Annotated in this window: 14 protein-coding genes and 1 pseudogene; 5 read left to right on the forward strand and 10 right to left on the reverse strand. The window is 65.3% G+C overall.

The window, feature by feature from the left end:
• From pelG to AC1DQR_RS21235, 4 genes are all read left to right on the forward strand, one after another.
• A complete protein-coding gene (pelG, locus tag AC1DQR_RS21220; RefSeq protein ID WP_477133741.1) occupies window positions 1-1,371 on the forward strand; it encodes an exopolysaccharide Pel transporter PelG in 1,371 nt (456 codons plus the stop codon).
• A 202-nt stretch (window positions 1,372-1,573) separates the two neighbouring features.
• Window positions 1,574-2,320, forward strand: coding sequence for a response regulator transcription factor (locus AC1DQR_RS21225; protein ID WP_416051112.1), 747 nt, complete (start codon window positions 1,574-1,576; stop codon window positions 2,318-2,320).
• 4 nt (window positions 2,321-2,324) lie between these two features.
• On the forward strand, window positions 2,325-4,058 hold the full coding sequence (locus AC1DQR_RS21230) for a FecR domain-containing protein (RefSeq protein ID WP_416051111.1): 1,734 nt from the start codon (window positions 2,325-2,327) through the stop codon (window positions 4,056-4,058).
• A 52-nt stretch (window positions 4,059-4,110) separates the two neighbouring features.
• Window positions 4,111-6,468: a CHASE2 domain-containing protein gene (locus AC1DQR_RS21235; protein ID WP_477133748.1), complete on the forward strand. Its 2,358-nt coding sequence runs from the start codon at window positions 4,111-4,113 to the stop codon at window positions 6,466-6,468.
• Window positions 6,469-6,483: 15 nt separating this feature from the next.
• On the opposite strand, the gene AC1DQR_RS21240 is transcribed toward AC1DQR_RS21235, so the two are convergent.
• The gene (locus AC1DQR_RS21240) at window positions 6,484-6,696 is read right to left on the reverse strand and encodes a hypothetical protein (RefSeq protein WP_416051110.1); all 213 of its coding nucleotides are present in this window, start codon (window positions 6,694-6,696) and stop codon (window positions 6,484-6,486) included.
• Window positions 6,697-6,924: 228 nt separating this feature from the next.
• Between AC1DQR_RS21240 and AC1DQR_RS21245 the strand changes: the two genes are divergently transcribed.
• Window positions 6,925-7,902, forward strand: coding sequence for a helix-turn-helix domain-containing protein (locus AC1DQR_RS21245; protein WP_416051109.1), 978 nt, complete (start codon window positions 6,925-6,927; stop codon window positions 7,900-7,902).
• Window positions 7,903-7,951: 49 nt separating this feature from the next.
• On the opposite strand, the gene tssE is transcribed toward AC1DQR_RS21245, so the two are convergent.
• The 9 genes and pseudogenes from tssE to AC1DQR_RS21290 form a co-directional block, all read right to left on the reverse strand.
• Window positions 7,952-8,386: a type VI secretion system baseplate subunit TssE gene (tssE, locus tag AC1DQR_RS21250; protein WP_416051108.1), complete on the reverse strand. Its 435-nt coding sequence runs from the start codon at window positions 8,384-8,386 to the stop codon at window positions 7,952-7,954.
• A complete protein-coding gene (gene tssH / locus AC1DQR_RS21255; RefSeq protein ID WP_477133742.1) occupies window positions 8,383-11,106 on the reverse strand; it encodes a type VI secretion system ATPase TssH in 2,724 nt (907 codons plus the stop codon). The genes tssE and tssH overlap by 4 nt, the downstream gene beginning before the upstream one ends.
• A 100-nt stretch (window positions 11,107-11,206) precedes the next feature.
• Complete coding sequence (locus AC1DQR_RS21260; RefSeq protein WP_150984401.1) at window positions 11,207-11,692, reverse strand: Hcp family type VI secretion system effector; 486 nt, start codon at window positions 11,690-11,692, stop codon at window positions 11,207-11,209.
• Window positions 11,693-11,707: 15 nt separating this feature from the next.
• A complete protein-coding gene (locus AC1DQR_RS21265) occupies window positions 11,708-13,423 on the reverse strand; it encodes an OmpA family protein (RefSeq protein ID WP_477133743.1) in 1,716 nt (571 codons plus the stop codon).
• An 11-nt stretch (window positions 13,424-13,434) separates the two neighbouring features.
• Entirely contained in the window at window positions 13,435-14,088 is a 654-nt protein-coding gene (locus AC1DQR_RS21270; protein ID WP_477133744.1) for a DotU/TssL family secretion system protein, read from the reverse strand.
• Window positions 14,085-15,430: pseudogene (tssK, locus tag AC1DQR_RS21275) on the reverse strand (type VI secretion system baseplate subunit TssK). The gene AC1DQR_RS21270 and the pseudogene tssK overlap by 4 nt, the downstream one beginning before the upstream one ends.
• A gap of 119 nt (window positions 15,431-15,549) precedes the next feature.
• The gene (tssC, locus tag AC1DQR_RS21280; RefSeq protein WP_183037157.1) at window positions 15,550-17,097 is read right to left on the reverse strand and encodes a type VI secretion system contractile sheath large subunit; all 1,548 of its coding nucleotides are present in this window, start codon (window positions 17,095-17,097) and stop codon (window positions 15,550-15,552) included.
• A 25-nt stretch (window positions 17,098-17,122) separates the two neighbouring features.
• Window positions 17,123-17,638 (reverse strand): type VI secretion system contractile sheath small subunit, encoded by a 516-nt coding sequence (tssB, locus tag AC1DQR_RS21285; protein WP_416051103.1) that lies wholly within the window; start codon window positions 17,636-17,638, stop codon window positions 17,123-17,125.
• A 564-nt stretch (window positions 17,639-18,202) separates the two neighbouring features.
• Window positions 18,203-18,988, reverse strand: a complete 786-nt coding sequence (locus AC1DQR_RS21290; RefSeq protein WP_477133745.1) for a DUF3592 domain-containing protein — start codon at window positions 18,986-18,988, stop codon at window positions 18,203-18,205.
• Window positions 18,989-19,901 lie beyond the last annotated feature (913 nt).

Here is a 19,901-nt window from a genome sequence, read left to right on the forward strand (position 1 = left end):
ATGGCGGGGATTGGATTCGAACTTCGCAAGATGCTGCGGCGGGACAACCTGTCGGGCATGCTTGGCGCGTACGCCTATGCGGGCATCATCAGCTCCGGGCCGTGGGTCCTGTCGATCGTCGGCATCTTGCTGATCGGTGTGCTCAGCCTGCCGTTCGTGGTGCCGGGCAGCCTGGTGACGCAGTTTCAGGTGTCGGTGACCTACCTGATTGCGGTCAGCCTGATCCTGACCGGGCCGATGCAGCTGGCTTTTACCCGCTTTACGTCGGACCGCCTGTTCGAGAAGCGCGATGGCCTGGTGCTGTCGAACTACCACGCGGTGGCCCTGCTGGTCACTGTGCTGGCGGGCGCCATCGGCATCGGCTGCGCGCTCTTTGCGTTCCCGGAGCAGTCGGTGCTGTACCGGTTGCTGATGACCGCGGGCTTCGTGGTCATGAGCAACATCTGGATCGCGGTGATTTTCCTCACGGGCATGAAGCAGTACAAGGCCATCGTCTGGACCTTCCTGCTGGGCTATACGCTGACGGTGGTGGCGGCGCTGGCGCTGCGCAACTATGGCCTGGAGGGCCTGCTGCTGGGGTTTGTCGCCGGCCAGCTGAGCTTGCTGAGCGCCATGGTGGTGCTGATCTACCGCAACTACACCAGCCAGCGGTTCATGTCGTTCGAGGTGTTCCAGCGGCGCTATGCCTACCCGAGCCTGATGCTGATCGGGCTGCTTTACAACCTTGGCATCTGGCTCGACAAGTTCATGTTCTGGTACTCGCCGTCCACGGGGCAGCAAGTCATCGGGCCGCTGCACGCGTCGATCATCTACGACATCCCGGTGTTCCTGGCCTACCTGGCAATCATCCCCGGCATGGCGGTGTTCCTGGTGCGCATCGAGACCGACTTCGTCGAGTACTACGACGCCTTCTATAACGCGGTGCGCGGCGGCAGCTCGCTCGAGCATATCGAGGATATGCGCAACACCATGGTGCAGACGATCCGGCTGGGACTGTACGAGATCGTCAAGGTGCAGGCCATTGCGGCGCTGGTGCTGTTTGTCGTGGGCAGGTTCGTGCTGGCAGCGCTCGGCATTTCGGAGCTTTACCTGCCGCTGCTGTATGTGGACGTGATCGGCGCCAGCTTGCAGGTGGTGCTGCTCGGGGTGCTCAATATCTACTTCTACCTCGACCGCCGGCGGGAAGTGCTGCTGCTCAGCGGGTTGTTTGTGATCCTCAACCTGGCGTTCACTGCCGTGACCCTGCAGTTGGGACCGGCCTGGTATGGCTATGGCTTCGCGGTATCATTGTTGATCGTGGTGGCCCTGGCGATCTACCTGCTGGACCGCAAGCTGGACCGCCTCGAGTACGAAACCTACATGCTGCAGTAAAGGCGCGCGCGCCGGCTTTTGTGCCGGCGCGCTGCAATACCCTCCCGCGCCGTCCTTGGCGCGGCGACGCCGGATTCTGTACCATTCCCCTTTTGCGTACCTGGCGCCCGGCCTGCCCGGGTTATTTCGCGTTGCCTTTGCGGCAGCGCAGGAAGCGCGCGGTGGCACCTGGAAGAGAAGACGTGGCAAGCAAGAGGTAAGTATGAGAATCGCTTCGGTGGAAGACGACAAGAGCCAGTCCGCGCTGATCCAGCAGATCCTGGTCTCGGCCGGCCATGAGTGCGAGTGCTTCGCCAGTGGCAGCACGTTCCTGCGGGCCCTGCGCGAGCAAGCGTTCGACCTGCTGGTGGTGGACTGGCAACTGCCCGATACCAGCGGCCTTGAGGTGGTGACCTGGGTGCGGCAGAACTCCGGCCGCAATCCCCCCATCCTGTTCCTGACCAGCCGCTCGCAGGAAGAGGACATTGTCGCCGGGCTGGGCGCGGGCGCCGACGACTACATGATCAAGCCGATCCGCCGCGCCGAGCTGGTGGCGCGCGTATCCGCATTGCTGCGCCGCACGTATCCGCAGGCGCAGCAGGACAGCGCGCTGATCCGGGTGGGCAACTACGCTGTCGATCCGCAGGCGCGCACTGTGACCTGCGGCGAGAACCGGGTGGACGTGTCGCCGCGCGAGTTTGACCTGGCGTTGTTCCTGTTCCGCAACCTGGGGCGCCTGGTGTCGCGCGAGGTGGTCGAGCAAGCCGTGTGGGGCCGCGCCATCGGTATCGGCTCGCGCACGCTCGATACCCATATCTCGCGGCTGCGGATCAAGCTGGCATTGCGGCCCGAGAACGGCGTGCGCCTGACTTCCGTGTATGCGCACGGTTACCGCTTCGAAGCCACGGGCGACGGGGATATGCAGGGCCAGCAGGATTCGCAGGATCTGCAGGACAAGAAGGAAGACTGAGTTTATGAAGCGGTTCGACATGGCGGCAGGCAGGAAGGCAGGCGTTGGAGCGCACTCGCGCGCGGCATGCACCAGGGGTGCGATGGGTGTGGCCGGCACGATCGGCATGGCCGGATTGGTTGGCGTGCTGGGTGCCGCATGGTCCGCCAGCGCTGTGGCGCAGGCCGCAGGCGCCGAGGGCGCCAACTTTGTCTACCAGGTGCGTCCGGGCGACACGCTGATTGGCGTGGCGGACCGCTTCATGGCCAATCCCGCCGGCTGGCGCGAACTGCAGGCATTGAACAAGGTGGCCGATCCTTACCGGCTGCCGCCCGGCATGCGCCTGCGCATCCCGCTGGCGCGCATTCCGGTGACCGAAGGCACCGCCCGCGTGGTCTTCGTAACGGGGCCGGCGAGCGCCGATGGCCGCGCGTTGCAGGCTGGCATGGAGCTGCGCGAAGGCGCCCGCATCGAGACCGGCGCCGGCGGCACCGTCACCATGGAACTGGGTGACGGCTCACGCGTGACGTTGCCGCCGGTGACAGCCGTGGAAGTCAAGCGGCTGCGCGCGTTTGCCCGCACGGGCCTGACCGATGCCGTGATCGGCATCGGCCAAGGCGAGGTGGAGTCCCGCGTGGCGCCGCGCGGCACCGGCGTGGGGCGCTTCGAGATCCGGACCCCGTCGCTGGTGACCGGTGTGCGCGGCACGCGCTTTCGCGTGGGCACCGAGGACGGCGCCAGCCAGAGCGCGGTCCTCGAAGGCCAGGTGCAGGCCCGCTCGCGCCGCGGCCAGCAAGCGGTAGTGAATGCCGGCTACGGTGTCAGCGCATCGGCCACGGGCGCCCTGGCGCGGCCCGCCGCGCTGCTGCCGGCGCCGGCGCTGGTGCCGCTGCCCCAGCCGCTGCTGGCAAGCCATGCCACCGTGAGCTGGGGGCCGGTTGCACGGGCCGCCAGCTACCGCGTGGTGGTCTCGCGCGATGCGGCGCAGACGGAGTTGCTGTCCTCCCAGGCTGTGGACGGCACGCGGGCCGCGCTCCAGGACCTGCCCGAGGGCGAGCTCTACGTGGGCGTGAGCGCGCTCGATGCCCGGCACCTCGGTGGCGCGGGCGCGGTGATGCCGTTCGTGGTGCGCCTGAATCCGCCCGCGCCCTTTACGCTGGCGCCGGAGCGCGATGGCACCGCCTACGGCGAGACGCCGATGTTCACCTGGGCCGAAGTCGCCAACGCGGCGCAATATGAATTCGAAGTGGCGGCCAACGCGGACTTCACGCAAGGCGTCCTGCAAGTGCGCGGCACGGCGCCCTCGGCCAGCCAGGCGCTTGCACCCGGCCGCTGGTGGTGGCGTGTGCGCTCGGTTGACGCCGGCGGGCAGCCGGGCCCCTGGAGCGAGCCGGTGGCGTTCGCGCTGGAGCCGTCGCCGCCGCAGCCGCGTCTGGAGGACGATGGCGGCGACGCCTTGCGGCTCGCATGGCCGGCCGCCGGCGCAGCCAGCGCCAATGGCGCGGCGCAAGCCTACCGCGTGCAGATGGCATCCGACGCCGGCTTTACGCAGATGGTGGCCGACGTCAGCACCGAGACCAATGCGGCCCGCCTGCCGCGGCCCGGCAGCGGCACGTATTTTGTGCGGGTGGCTCGCCAGGACGCGGCCCGCGAGCCGCATTTCTCAGCGCCCCAGCGCATCGAGGTGGTGCAGTACATCCGCGATTCGCAGGGCCAGCCCGTGAGCGCCGGCTCACGCTGGCTCAATCGTGCCAACTAGCCTGGCGCAACCCGCCGGGCGCGCTCGCTCGTTGCGCCGGGTGCCCGGACGCATGATGGCCGGCTACCAGCGCCGTACGCTGGTCGAATGGGGCCTGTTGACGGCCGCCGTGCTGGCGCTGGTGGCGGCGTGCGCCGTGCTGGGTTGGAGCGAACGCGCCGACAAGGCGGTCTACGACCTGTCGGTCGCGGCCCAGCATCACGCGCCCAGCGACGAGATCGTGATCGTCTCCATCGACGACCCCAGCATCTCCGCCATTGGCCGCTGGCCCTGGCGCCGCTGGGTGCTGGCCGACCTGATCGATCGCATTGCCGCCGACGCGCCTCGCGTGATCGGGGTTGATGTGATTCTCTCCGAGCCGGACGCTTTGCATCCCGAGGACGACCGCGCGCTGGCACGCAGCATGGCGCGCGCCGGCAACGTCGTGCTGCCCGCGCTGGCCGAAGCGGGGCGGGGCGGCTTGCTGGTGCGCTACCCGCTGACGGGCCTGGGCAGCGAGGTGGGGCACATCAATATCGCGGTGGACCTCGACGGCATTGCCCGCCAGGTGTTCCTGCAGGAAGGGCTGCCGGGCCGCCAGCTCAATCATTTCTCGGCCGTGATGGTCGGCTTCGGCAAGCCGCCGCGGCCGGTGTCCGCCTACCGTCACGACGGTCCCGCGGATGACCGCGGCGCCGATGGCTGGACCCGGGACTACCGGTTGCGCATTCCGTTTGCCGGGCCGCCGGGGACGTTCCGGCAGGTCTCGGTACTCGATGTGCTGGGCGGCACGTTGCCGCGCGACTTCTTCCGCGGCAAGTCCGTACTGGTAGGCGCCACGGCGAGCGGGCTGGGCGACGTGTTCCCCACACCGGTATCGCGCAACGGCCATGGCATGAGCGGCGTGGAAATCATCGCCAACGCCATGCAGACGCTGCAGCGCGACACGGCCATCGTCGCCCTGCCGGCGCCCTGGTTCTGGCTGTGCACGTTGCTGCCGGTGTTGCTGGCGAGCCTGGCCTCGCTGATGCTGACGCCGCGCAACGCGCTGCTGGTCACGGTGGTGCTGCTGGCCGGCACGCTGGCCGCCAGCCTGCTGCTGGTCGTGTCTGGCCACTTCTGGTTCGCGCCGGCCAGCGCCGTGCTGGGTTGCAGCCTGCTCTACCCGCTGTGGAGCTGGCGGCGCCAGGAAGCGGCGTTGCAGTTCCTCACCGACGAGCTCGCGCAGCTCGAGCAAGAGCCCGGCCTGCTGGCCATGCCAGCAGGCGAGGGCGAGTCGGGCCGCAAATCGGGCCGCAACCTCGATACCCGCATGCGCGCGGTCTACCGCATGACCACGCGCCTGCGGGACTTGCGGCAATTCCTGGCGGACGGGCTCGAAGGCTTGCCCGAAGCCACCGTGATCTGCGATCCCGGCGGCCGCGTGCTGCTTGCCAATCGGCGCGGCCTGCTGCTGGCGCCGCGCACGCTCGGGTCGCTGGGCGACATGAACGCACCGCGCCCCGGCATTCGCGAACTGATCAACGAGGTATTCGTCCAGCCCAAGGCCGGGCTGGACTATTGGGACCAGTTGCGCAGCGTCTATGCCGAGGGCGGGGCCGACGCCGCGCACCCGGTGCAGGCGCCGCCCGGGGTGGAGCTCGAAGCGCGCGACGAACACCCCATGCTGCTGCGCGGTGCGCCGCTGCGCAGCGACACCGGCGGTGTCGCCGGCCTGATCGTCAGCGTCATCGATATCACCCAGGTGCGCATGGCCGAGCGGCGCCGCGAGGAGTCCCTGCGCTTCATCTCRCACGACATGCGGTCCCCGCAGTCCTCCATCCTTGCCCTGATCGACCTGCAGAACGAGCCTGGCCGGGCGTTGCCGGAGGCAGCCCTGCTAGCCCGCATCGGCGAGCACGCCAACCGCACGCTGGACCTTGCGGACGACTTTATCCGGCTGGCCCGTGCGGAAGCGACCCACCTTGACTTCATCGAGGTCGACCTGGCCGGCGTGGTGCTGGACGCCACCGACGAGCTATGGGCGCTGGCCAGCGCCGCACGGGTCGAACTGAAGGTGGAAGTCGACGTGGAAGAGGGGCAGTCGCAGCTCCTGGCCGAGCCGGTGCTGCTGGTGCGGGCGATTGCCAACCTGGTGAGCAATGCCATCAAGTTCAGTCCGCCGCACACGACCGTGACGGTGCGCCTGTATCGCGTGCCGCAGGGGCTGGCGATCGATGTGGCGGATCAGGGCCGGGGCATCGCCGAGGAAGACCAGGGCCGCCTGTTCCAGCCCTTCGCGCGCCTGCGCGACACCGAGCAGGATGCGCCCGCCGGTAGCGGGTTGGGGCTGGTGTTCGTCAAGACCGTGGTGGAGCGTCATGGCGGAGAGATCAAGCTGACCAGCGCCGCGGGTGCCGGCGCCACCTTCACGATCTTCCTGCCCTGCTGATCCGCTCGCCGGCGCTCAGCGCGATGCGCGCGTGACTGTTGGTTGCCCAGCCTGGCCTGCGGTGGTGACGGTGGCCGTGGCGCGGCTGTCCATCTGGCGGACCTTGCGCGCCGCGCGCTGCTCGTTGCCGTCCTGCAGCGTCACGCACAGCACGGTGACGAGCGCGAACGCCACCATGCAAAGCGCGACGTAGCCCAGCAACCTGTACCGTTCGGATCGCGATCTCATATCTAAGCCTGCCATGAATAGCGCAGCATTCTATGGCGAGGCCGCGTCGGCTACTGTCAACAATTGCAAGGACGCTCACCCAGGGGCCGCCGGACCTGCTGCGCCGCGCATCGACGCTTGCCTGGCCTGGCGATACAATCATCGCGCAGTGCCTGCACAAGAGCCCTGGCGCGCCGGGCCACTCCCCCCGCCGCCGATGGTGTCAATCGCCCCAACAGGCTGCCACCGATGCACAGCAACACCGAGCCCCTCGACACAGGCGCCAGCGGGCGCCCGGTACGCCACCTGGTTGCCACCGAGGCCGCCATGGCGGCAGCGGGCCTGGACGGCTGGCAGCAACGCTACCAGCAGCTCACGCCCGGGCATTTTCTTGCGCAAGTGCAGCAGGCTACCTATGGCGACGTCCACGTCTTCCGCGAACGCACCAACCAGGCGTTGCTGGAGGAAGGCGAAGCACGGCGCGGCTATCTTTCCATCGCCTTGCCCCACCGCGAGTGTGCCGATGGCTGGTTCTCCGGCTACCGGATGAGCGGCGACACTGTGCTGCGCGCTGGCAACGGCCAGCCGCTGGCCATGCGCACCCCGTCCTCGCTGGACCTGCTCGGCGTGACGTTGCCGCTGCCCGCGCTGCAACGCGTGATGGAGCGCGAGGGGGTTCCGGAGCTGATCGCGCGCTTGCAGCCGGCCACGGAGGTGCGGCGCGCCGCGTCCGAGGATTTCCGGGCGGCGATGCTGGCGGTGCTGGCTGCGTCAGCCATGCAGAGCGAAGTATTCAACCAGCGCTTTGTCGAGAGCGCCATGCGCGATGCGTTGCTGATGGCGGTGGTGTCCACCCTGACGCATGATATTGGGGATGTCCTGCTGCCTACGCCGCCTGCGCGGCGGCGGCTGGTCGCACAGGCGTATGAGATGGTGCGCGCTGCGCCCGAGGCGCCCTGGAGTGTTCTGGCTCTGTGTGAACGGCTTGGGGTTTCAAGGCGCACACTGCAATACAGCTTCAATGAAGTCACTGGGTTGGCGCCGCTGGAGTTTGTTCGGGCTTTGCGGATGAATGGGGTGAGGCAGGCGTTGGGTGGACGGCAGGCGCAGGAGCCGGTGGGCGTGGTGGCGGCACGGTGGGGGTTTAATCATCTGCCGCGGTTCGCCGCGCAGTATCGGGCGTTTTTTGGGGAGTTGCCATCGGAGACCGCGGGCAGGGGGAGGTGAGTCGTTGATAGGGGTGAGGATGATAGGCCGCTATGGCTCGGTCACGCACTCACTCACGGTCACGTTCCGCTTTCAGCAGTTTGAGGCGGGTCTGCCCATCCGGCGTGAAGTGGGTGCCGAATCGCACCAGCCCGGACTGATGCAGCTGACAACTCATGGTAAAGCTGAGCAACATGCCCGGTTCGGTTTCTTCGATCGCGATGTCGATGGACTTCAGCCTCGGCTCATAGCGCAGCAGCGTCGTTTCTATTTCGCGCTTGAGCGTGTGCGCCGACGCGGGTAGATGCCGGTAGATCCTGGACAGGTCGCCAAGCCCATAATCCGGCAGATGCGCCAGGCTGCCGCGACGGCTATTGAGGATGCGCTGGATGTTGTCCCGCACGGACAGGAACGTCTGCGTCGCCGCATCGAAGTCGTCTACGGCCACGCCATTTGCAAAGTATCCCGTCACCGCTTCAAAGAGGCCCGGCCCGCCCCGTGTCACGCGCCGGCCCCGGTTGTCGTTGCCGGCTCCTCGAAGTCCAGGCCGATGCCGTCGTCCTCGGAGAACGACAGCTGAATCGATGCCGGCGCCTGCTGGCCTGACATGCGCAGCAGCAGCTCACGCGACAGTACCGGCAGGATCTGCTGATCGAGCAGCGTGTCGATATTACGAGCGCCTGAGTCGGGCAGCAGGCAGGCTCGCACCAGTTCTTCTACCAGCGTGTCGCCGCACCGCAGCGGCACGCCAAAGCGGCGCGCGATGCGCTCAGCCACCTTGCCGAGCTTCATCCGCACGATCAATGCCATAGCGTCGGCCGACAGCGGGCGGTAGACAATGGTCTGGAAGCGCGCCAGCAGTGCCGGCTGGAAGTGGTCGATCAGCATCGGGCGGATCGCTTCCATCAGCGCGCCGGTGGCGAGCTCGGCGCCGGCAGTAATGGCGGCGTCGGCGGCCGTCAGAATCTGCTCGCTGCCGAGATTCGAGGTCATCAGGATGACGGTATTGCGGAAGTCGATCACCCGGCCTTCGCCGTCGCGCATGAAGCCGCGATCGAAGACCTGGTAGAACAAGTTCAGTACGTCGCGGTGCGCCTTCTCGACCTCGTCTAGCAGGATGACGCTGTAGGGCCGCTGACGGACCGCTTCGGTCAGGACGCCACCTTCCCCGTAGCCGACATACCCCGGCGGCGAACCCTTCAACTGCGAGACGGTGTGGGCTTCCTGGTATTCGGACAGGTTGATGGTGACAAGTGAACGCTCGCCGCCGAACATCAGGTCGGCCAACGCGCGCGCCGTTTCGGTCTTGCCCACGCCCGAAGGCCCCACCAGCAGGAACACGCCCAGCGGCGCTTCCTCGGATTTGAGTCCCGCCTTGGCGGCCCGCAAGCTTTTGCTGAGCGCGGCTAGCGCCTCGTCCTGGCCGACCACGACGTGCCCCAAACGCTTTTCCAGCGCCAGCAACGTGGCCAGCTCGCTGGACAGCAGGCTGTCGACCGGAACCCCTGTCCAGTCGGCGATCACCTGTGCAATGGCAGTCTCGTCCACTTCCGCGTGGATCAGCGCGGCCTGGCTGTGCCTGGTCAGCATCGCGTGGGCGGCCTGGATCGATGACGTCAGATCCCGCCGCGCTGACTCGTCGTCGGTGGCTTGCCATTGCGCACGCAACGCGATCAATGTCTCGGCAGCCCCCTTCTGTTCGGCAAAGGCGCGTTCAAACTGTTCGCGCTCAATGGCGAGCGCAGCCAGCCGGGCATCGATGGCCGCCAGTCGTTTGCCGACATCCGCGCCGATGGCCCCCTGGTCCTGCAACAGGGCGGTCCGCTCGACCTCCAGCGCCGCGCGTTGCGCCTCGCAGGAGGAGATGGCGACCGGCGTAGCCTCCAGGCTCATGCGCACGCGGGCAGCGGCGGTGTCGAGCAGATCGACGGCCTTGTCCGGCAGTTGGCGTCCGGTCAGATAGCGGCGCGACAGCCGCACGGCGGCGGCGATGGCGGCATCGGTGATGTGTACGCCATGGTGCTGCGCATACCGCTCCTTCAGGCCGCGCAGCATCAGGCAGGCGCCGTCGTCATCGGGCTCGTCGACCTTCACCATCTGGAAGCGCCGCTCCAGCGCGGCGTCGCGCTCGAAGTACTGCTTGTATTCGGACCACGTCGTCGCCGCGATCGTGCGCAGTTCGCCGCGCGCCAGGGCGGGCTTGAGCAGGTTGGCGGCATCGGCGCCGCCCGCGGTGTTGCCCGCACCTATCAGCGTGTGGGCTTCATCAATGAAAAGCAGCACCGGCGTTGGCGATTGCTGCACGGCCTCGATCACGTTCTTGAGGCGCTGTTCGAATTCGCCCTTGACGCCGGCGCCTGCCTGCAGAAGGCCCAGGTCCAGCGTCAGCACGCTGACGTTCTGTATGACAGCCGGGACATTCCCTTGCGCGATGTTGAGCGCAAGGCCTTCGACCAGCGCCGTCTTGCCCACGCCAGGCTCGCCAACCAGGATCGGGTTGTTCTTGCGCCGCCGCGCCAGGATGTCGACCATCTGGCGAATCTCGACGTCGCGGCCAAATACGGGATCGATCTTGCCGTCGCGGGCCTTCTGGGTGACGTCCGTCGTGAAGCGGGCCAGCGCCGATGTATCGGCCTGACCGGGCATTGACCTGGTTGGTGCGGGCGCGGCGGCAGTGACTGGCGCTGACGACAGCGGGGCGCAAGCCGGCCCGACTGGCTCGCCGGCRCCGCGAGCGGCTGCCTCGGTGGAGATTTTGTCGAGTTCGTGCATCAGCCGCTCGATCTGGACGGCGGATACGCTCAACAGCGGCCAGGCGTCGGGCGCGCGCAGCAGGTGTGGTGTTTCGGCCAGTGCGGCCAGCAGGTGCGCGGAGCGGATTGACGTGGATTCTCCGGGCGTCGCGGCTTCTAGCGATGCGCGCATCCATGCGGCCTCCAGCCACTGGCCGAGGCGTTGCGACAGGCCAGGCTTGCCCCGCAGGTCATGCGGCAGGCGCTCGATGGCGGCGAGCAGCCCGTTCCAGATGCCGTCCACATCGAGTTCATAGCGCCGCAGGATCGCCAGCAGATCGCCGTCGCCCAGCTCCAGCAGCTTGATCAGCCAGTGCTCGACCTCGATATCCCGGTGGGCGCGTGTTTCGCAGAGGCTGGCGGCGTCGGCCAGGGCACGGGCGCAATGGTCGTTGAGACGACGCAGAAACGCAGAGAGGTCGCGGGCGGTCATGGAGGAGAAAAGGGACGCTGGGTGAAGGGGGGAGTGCGCGGCCCCAATCCCGGGTCCGCGCGAGATGGCAGGCCGGCGGCGGACGCCGGCCGGGCGCGTGTTACGAGCGCTCGTTCCAGCTGTCGGCGTGGATGATGTTGCCATCCTTGTACGACCAGGTAATCTTCTCGTAGCGCAACTCGATGTCTTCGAGGTGGTTGTGCTTCTCGAAGGCCGGGTTTTTGATGTCCAGCATCTTCGGCGTGACGCCGACCACCTTTACGTTCTCGAGCTTGGTGTTGAAGTATTCCTTTTCCTTGCCGGCGTCGTCGATCTTGTACCACTTGATCTCGACCGACTTCAGGGTCTGGCCACTGGTGACCGCCTTGTACAGGTACGGCGTCGAGGCATCGGTTTCCTTGGTGAACACCACCGGCTTGTGCACGCGCGTGCCAGTCAGCTTGCCGGTATTGGAATCCGTCGGAATACTGACGGCGTGATCGAAAGCGACCACCTCCACGCTGCCCTCGCGGCTATTGACCGTGACCGAGCCCTTGATATCGGCGCCGCCATCGTCCTTGATCCACATGTATGCGGGAATTGCCATTGCTTCTTTCTCCTTCTACTGGAATGAACAGGCCGGATGGCCCAAAGTTGTCCGGCTGTCGCGATCACCGTCGCGACAATCGGGGACGAGCGTGATCTCGACACGTCGGTTGGCGGCGCGCCCGGCTTCGGTGTCGTTGGCGGCTTTGGGGCGGGTATCGCCATAGCCTTGAATCGCAAACCGGGTCGGCGGCAAGCCTGCCGCGTCGGCCAGCCAGTCGCGCACTGACGCCGCGCGGGCCTCGGAGAGCTTGAGGTTGCTGCGAGGATTGCCGGCGGTATCGGTGTGCCCGGCTACCAGCACGCGCTTGTACGGGTGGGCCTTGATCATCTCCAGCGCGCCGATCAGCACGCGATTCGAGCCGGGGTTGAGCGCCGCGCTGCCGCTCTTGAAGAGCGACAGGCTGTCCAGTTCGATGGTTGACGGCGGCGGTGCCGGCGGTTGATACGCGGCGATCAGGGCATGGAGCGGCGTCAGCAAGCCGGCGCCGCGATAGAAACCCAGGCCAAGGCGCAGCGGTACGCCGACGCGTGCGTATTGAGCGAGTTCGTCGCGATCGCGCTTGATGGCCTGCAGCGCATCGACACGGGCGGCGTCATGCTCCGGTCCAATGGCGCGATAGCGCGCCATGTCGCCCACGACGCGCGCCACCAGGGCACGGCTTTGCCAGGCGGAAGCCGCCGCCGCGGCGCAGAAGGCCACCGCGAGCCAGGCAAAGGCGTGGGCAAGGGCGCGCGGTAGCGCTCGCCGCACGGGCTGCAGGGCGACGCCCCGGATCAGGGCATCCGGCAGCGGGTAGCGTGCGCGGTGGCCGGCCTTGGCGTTGCGGGTAAGCGCGGTCGCTTGCTCGATGAAGCGGCCATACAACGAATCCGTGGCGGGGATGCCCTCGGTGGCGGTCACGCCGAACGCTGCGATGTGCACCTGACGGCTGCCGCGCTGGTTATCGAGCAGCGCAGGGAGCAAGGCGCCGCAGGCCCAGCGCGCCAGGGCATCGAGCCGTGCGGCGCGGTGCATGTGGGCCTCGCGATCCGCTGGCAGCGCGGCCTGCCCGTACTGCAGGACGAGCGCGGCAATCTGGGCAGGTAGCGTACCGCCTTGCAGCACCTTGGTGCCGGTGACGCCGAACCACGGGCTATCTTCCGGAGCACCGTGGCTTCGGGTGACTTCTTCCGCGTACACGGCGACGCAGACCGGCAGGCCGTAGCCAACCCCACGGCTGGCCTCGCCAATGGCCGAGCGCCAACGCCGAAGGCCAGCGTTCAGCGCGGCGGCATCGTGGGCCTGGTCGGCGCCGATCAGGTAGGCGATGGCATCCGGGCCTTGCCCCGCGCGCCAGCGCTTGAGCGCGTCAGCCACGTGAGCCAGCCGGGTTGGGTCGTCGACACGCACCCAAATTGCAGCGTCCGTGATTCGGACCAGATCCTCGCCGAATGCCAGCGGCGGGGCGCCCGATGCGTCCCCGATGGCCAACACCAGCGGTGTATTGCGCCGGATACCACGCGGCAGCCCATCCAGCGATGCATCGACGGCTTGCAGCACCGGTTGCGAAGCGCTCTGCCGTGCGCGCACCCGCCGCGTGGCAACGATGATCGCGAGAAGCGCCAGCCCGATCGTGAAGGCCGCGAGCAGCAGGTTCCATGTCGCCGGCCATGGCGAGCTGAGCGCCAGCCAGGCCAGCGCGAGCGCTGCGATCCAGCCGAAGAGTGTGCGGTAGGGGTAGCCGGTCACGAATGCCCTTTTCAGCCAGCGAGCGGCACGATCGCCGCGGCTAGCCATCGGTCCAGCGCGAGGTAGACGAGGCCCGCGCCGACGCAGGAGATCGTGATCCAGGCGAGCGGCGACAGATGCGCGCACCATCGATGCACCTTGCCATCCGTCACCAGCACCGGGCCGTCCGACTTGCGCCATCCGGCACGATCCAGCCGCTCATCGATCGCCTGCATCAGCGCGATACGTTCGCTGGCGCCATCCAGCGCGAACCTGCCCTGGAAACCCAGCCCCAATGTCGCGTAGAAAACGATGAGCAGCGGCAGCACGGGCTTCGCCTCGCCCAGACGCCGCTCGATGCGAGCGATCAGCGCTTGCCCGGCATCGTGGCTCTGGAACTCCCGCACCTGCAGGGGCTCGCGTTCCCACGCGGCGCGATCGTCGTCGGGCAGCCTGCCCAGCGCGACTTCGTCCAGCAAAGCGCATTGGGCATAGACGGCGTCCTCGACGACGTCGGCCGGCTGGCCGGCAGCCGAGAGCTCCTCACGCAGGCGAGACACCTGCTCGAGGCACATCGCCTGGAAGGCTTCAAAGCCCATGGGTTTCGTATCGTCAGCGAGTTCAGTGACGGTCAGGGCCGTGTCGCGCAAGGCGAGCGGCAGCATTGAGGCGGAGAAGGTCGTCATGCCGGCAATACCGCGAAGAGTTCAAGTGATACGTCCGGCAGCGAGGCGGGAACGTAGAACTGACAGGCCCGCGCAGCCAGCATGCGCTTGAAGGCGGGGTGCGCGCTGTCGAGCGCGAAATACTGGTTCTCGATGCGCACGGGGATAGCCGCGGGCAGGCGCGACATCGTTCGCAGCGGGATGCCGGGCAGCGCGGAATTGACGATCTGCTCGACTTCGTCCGGCGCCCCTGCTTTACACAGACGCGGCAACTGTTCGAGCAGCGCGTGGGCGGGGACGCCCGCCTGGACGGACAGGTAGTACTCGGCGCCTTCGACCAGGCGCTCGTCGAGGATCTTGCCGACCCACACGGTGGGCCGCAAGCGCTCCAGCGTCACCGGCACAATCCGTGACGGGATCACCGTATCGAGGAGCGTACGAATCAGCGACTCCAGTTCCGCGAACACAGGCTCCGGTGCGAGGTGGTCGTAAGACGGGATGGCCTGCAGGGTCTCCGTGGTGGAAAACGTCAGCAGCGACCAGCCAGACGCGCGAGGATGCCATAGAGCCGCTCTGGATGCTGCTGCGGCTCGGCGCACAGGCGTGCCAGCTCCGGCCAGGTACTGTTGACGCTGTGCAGCAGCCAGAACAACGCCACATCGGCAACCGCGAAATCGGCAATCTGGTCGGATCGCTCGCGACGGCGCACGGACAGGCTCGCGCTCTTGGCGCTCAGTATCTCTGAGAGCCGCCTCATGCGCTCGGTGAGCCGGTCGCTTGCCGACAGGAAGAGGCAGGGCGGCACAAAGGCCGGATCGAGCTCGAAGCGCCCCTGGGGCGTGCGCACCAGTTGAGCGACCGGGCAGGTCGCATAATCCACGTGCGATTCGAAATCGAACAGCAGCGCCACCGCATGCCGCTCAACGCTGATCTCTTCCTTGCCTTCCCCATGCAGGTCGGCGACTTCCAGATACTCGCGCACAAAGCGGCGCGGCCGGGCGGGCCGTTCCCCGGCCTCGATGCAGTTGCCGCCTTGCGCATCCATCAGCGGCAGGCCGATCTGCACGACCACGGTGTCGATGTGCGCCGGCACGTCGCGCAGATCGCGTGCGGCGGGCGTGCGGTCCGCCGTCTCGGTGTCGATCACCGTGCCGTCCGGCAGGCGCAGGGCCAGGGAACTTACCACCAGGCGATGAATGGACAAAGCCTGCTGGTCAAGGGCGACGTGAACAGTACCCCACGGATCGGGGCTGGCAAGGCGCGCGACGCACTCGTCGGCATACCGGTCCCACAGTGCCTGTTGCTGGAAATGCTGCGGGGTCATGAAAATGCCCTGCGTCCACAGCGGTCTGGTTATCTTCATTGTGATCGGCCGTTACGCGGAAAGGCCCTTTCCGCATGGGAGCGCCGCACGGCGGCTGTCGAGCCAGCGTGCAGCGGCGCTACGTGATGTCAGCGCTAATCGAGACTGATCGTGGCCGATCAGTTCTTCGCTTTCGGCATCTGCGACACGAGCGACAGATTGATGTCCATGCCTTCAATCTGGAAGTGCGGCACGATGAAAAGCTTGATGCGGAAGAAGCCCGGGTTGTCCTCGATATCCTCGACGATCACCTTGGCTTCCCGCAGCGGATGGGAAGCCTGCAACTCGTCGCCCGGATCGGTCATCTCGGTCACAAGCGTCTTGACCCAGGTGTTCAGCTCCAGCTCCAGCAGGCGGCGGTCCTTGGTGGTGCCGATGTTCTCGCGCTGAATCAGCTTCAGGTAGTGGGCAATCCGCGAGAGCAGGAAGATGTACGGCAGGCGCGCATTGACGCGGCTGTTGGCGGTAGCTTCCTTGGTGTCGTAGAGCGCGGGCTTCTGGGCCGAATGAGCGGAGAAGAAGCACGCGAAGTCATGGTTCTTGTAGTAGGACAGCGGAATGAAGCCCAGATTGGCGAACTCGAACTCGCGCGTCTCCGGGATCAGCACCTCGGTCGGGATCTTGGCCTGGTTGCCCGTGCCCAGGTCATACAGGTGGATAGGCAGGTCCTCGACCAGGCCGCCGGCCTGCGGGCCGCGAATCTGCACGCACCAGCCGTTCTTGATGAAGCTCTGCACCATGTTCGCGGCGAACGCGAACGAAGCATTGGCCCACAGATAGCGGGTGTGATCCGGACCCTTGACCGCCTCGGTGTAATTGAAGGCGCGCACCGGCACGGTTTCCGGCCCATAGGGCAGCCGCGCCAGGAAATTCGGCAGCGTCAGGCCGATATAGCGGGCATCGTCCGACTCGCGGAAGCTCTTCCACTTCAAGTACTCGGCGCGATCGAAGTAGTTGCCGATGTCGCGGATGCTGGCCACCTCCTCCATCGATTCCTTGCCGAAGAAGGCCGGCGAGACGGAGCCGATAAACGGCATATGCGCCGCGGCGGAGACCTTGGAGATATTGCGCAGCAGGGCGATATCCTGCGGGCCGCGGCCGAACGCGTAGTTCGAGATGATCGAGCCGATCGGCTCGCCCCCCGGCGTGTCGTATTCCTGGATGTAGGTGTGCAGGTACAGGCCGCTCTGGATGATCTCGGGCGTATCCTCGAAATCCTGGCGCAACGCGTCTTTCGAGGCGTCCAGCACTTCGATCCTGACGTTCTTGCGGAAGTCGGTGCGATCGACAAGGAACTTGAGCCCGCGCCAGGCCGATTCGATCTGCTGGAACGTCTCGTTGTGCATGATCGCATCCAGCTGGCGGCTGATCTGCTGGTCAAGGTGCTCGATATGGAAATCAAGCAAGCTCTTGTCAAGACGGTCCACCTGCTGCGACGAGTCCTGGATCATCTTCAGGAACACATTCATCGCCTGGGCGACGCGTTCATCCAGCGACGATTCGGCGAGCGCGTCGGCGCTCTGGAAAGACTCCACCGGGCGCGTGGCCTTGACCGGTGTCAGGTTGATCTTCTCGCACAGGGACTCGTAGACGCTCTTGCCGGGTGCATCCAGGACCGCGGTGTCTGCTTCGCTATTGGCGCGCGCGGCGATTTCATGCTTTGCCATGGGATTCATTCCTCAAGGAAGACGTTTATTGGGCGGACGGTGAGGCCGGCGCGGCTTCGCCGATCTTCTGCAGATCGGCGCGCAGGCGCTCGGACAAGGTCGGGTCCTTGAGGATCTTTTCCAGTTCGCGGCGGAACATCGCGTTGTCGAGCAGGTTCGACTTCAGGTCGCGCAACAGATTGCGGGCCGCCATCAAGGCGCGCAACTCGGGCACCTTCCCGGCGACGACTTCCGGCTTGAAGTCGTCCATCGAGCGGAAGTCCAGGTCAACCGGCAGCTCGGTGCCGTCGCCGACCAGGGTGTTCTCGACGGCGATCCTGGCCTTCGGGTTGAAGTCGGCGAGGACCGAATTGAAGTTGTTCTTGTTGATGGACACCTTCTCACGCTCGGCGAGCGCCCGCGTGTCCTGACCGTTTCTGTAGTCGCCCATCACCAGCAGCTTGAGCGGCAGTTCGACCTTCTTCTGCGCGCCACCGGTGTGCAGGTCGAGCTTGATATTGACCCGTGCCTTAGGCACTTCGTTCTGGAAACTCTCAGCCATCGTTTGTTCCTTTTTATCTCTGATTTAAACGCTCTTCAGTTCTTGCGGTAACGATCAGTAAGGCAGCCAGTCGGAATTAGTAGCATGGAGATCTATGCGAGATAAATCGGACAAGTACGAATTTTCTCAAAAATTGTCATGTTTTTTGAAATTAGTAAAAACAACATTTATGTCATGTGAGAAACCGCTTAGAGTCCTGTGGAGGTACGTTCGATGGAGGAGGTGCTTCGGGGAACCGGGACGATTCGTACCGGAATCCAAGGATGGAATTGGGTCGCGTCGTTAGGCAGGCGGTGTCACTGCCAGGGCATTCGCCTGGCCGACGTGGCGGATCGTGAAGGCGATATCGCGGCGCTGACACCGGAAGCTCTGCAGTCATCGCACATGGATCGTGTCGAACGAGTGCTGGTGCTGTACTTGGGAATCTCGGGGGCAAATGGCGCGGCTGAGGATGCCGGCCATTCAGGTCTCGTTGCCTTTCACGGCCTCGCGTGGATCCACTTTAACGTTCGTTCGCTGCCCGTCTTGGGTGGATTGCGCCGACCGTTGCCTGTGATTTGGACGTCAGGTTGCCAGTTGCGGCAGAAACGACACGTCGACGTGGTAGCGCTTCGGATTCTTCCGATCCAAGAGGACGGTGATGTGTTCGCGCGTCACGTATTCGGTCGGATCGAACCAGATGTTGCCGCTATAGAAGAGATGGATTTGCGATGTCGCCGGGTCCTGCCATTGCGCCGAGATGCGGTAGGGTGAGCGTCCATTGACCTGTATGCTTTCGTTCTCTTCGATGCCCTGAGCGCGCGCCTGGACCGGCACGCCCTGGGTGCGCAAGTAGGCTTCCCGGCGCGATGAGCGCCGTGCCAGCCCGATCATCGCGGCGCCGATGGTGAAAAACACAAGGCCGATGCCACCGGTGATCGTTGCCGCCCCCCAAAGGGAGAAGAACGCGTCGGGTGTCGCGTCACTCGGCTTATCCGGTGAATACAGTACCGGGACCATATCGCCGACTGTGTAACTCGGCGGGTTGCTGCCGCTCGACGAACGGAATTCGACGGTCCCATTCGGCGTTTGGAAGCGAATGATCGGCCTGTAAGTTGTCGAACCTCGGTCGCTCAGTGCATCGAGGGCAACGACGATGCCGTCCGTGCTCACTGCGTTCGACAGGAACGAACGCGTATGCTGACCGATGGCGCCAGCGCCAAGCAGCAACGCGATACCAATGGCGAGGAAGGTGTACTTGATGATTCCCAGCGTTTTCATGAAGTCCATTTGATAGAAGCGCCTGACTTGTTCAAAAGACCGCCGACGTGGCCGCATCAGGTGCAGGTGGTCTGATTCATCGGTTGGCATCCTATCCTCGGGTCGCGGCGCGTACAGCCACAGTGACCAGCGGCGGATCCCGGTCATCGGAAGCGAGCTGCAACGCGAAGCGGAACCCATGGCAAATCGAAAAGACGCTGCAGTCCTGTGCCCGATTCCTTGATGCTGCGCGATGTCACGCAACCGATTTCAACGCTTGCGAATTCTCTCGACAACGATCCGTTAGGCAGGCCATCGCAATTAGTAGCATGGAGACCCATGCGAGATAAATAGGACAAGTACGAATTTTAGAAAAAATCACAATCGTGCTTAAAAGTAGAAAAAAATACATTCATGTCATACAAAAAGCCGTTTAGAGTCCTGAGTCAGGTTCGATCAAGCTGACAACGGAACGAAGACCATGACGGATCCTGTTGAACAACGGAACGCCTGCGGTGGAGCACGCCAGGCGTACTTCCCGCTGCTGCCCGAAACGGCCCATCGAAGAATAGGAAATTTCCGAATATTCATTGCAAAAATTACCCGGCGGCATGTCTGCCGCATCAGCGCAGATCGAGAAATTTCCCGGAATTTTGCGTTCCGATTGTCGAATGGCCACCGCTATTCCGTCGTCGCTTCACGGGCTGCGGCCATATCGCCGTAGCCCGCCAGATTCGGCTTCTTCGGACTCTCTGGCAGTGCGCACGCCGCCAGAAAACGGCCCACGAAGGCCATGTCCTGCCGAGAAAGCCGGCCTGCAGCCCCACCTTCCATTGCTGGCATCGCAACTAAACGGCGATCCATAACATCAAATTTTTTTAAATTTCTTCAGAAAATAGGACACGTCCGATTGATCCTATCCGTACTCACCCATTAGCATGTTTTCCGAATCGGGCCAGAGCACAACGCTCACAGCGTTTCGCCGCCCCGGACTTCGAATAGACGTGGTTGCATGGTGCGCCGC

It is taken from the genome of Cupriavidus sp. 05L411 (assembly GCF_056398045.1).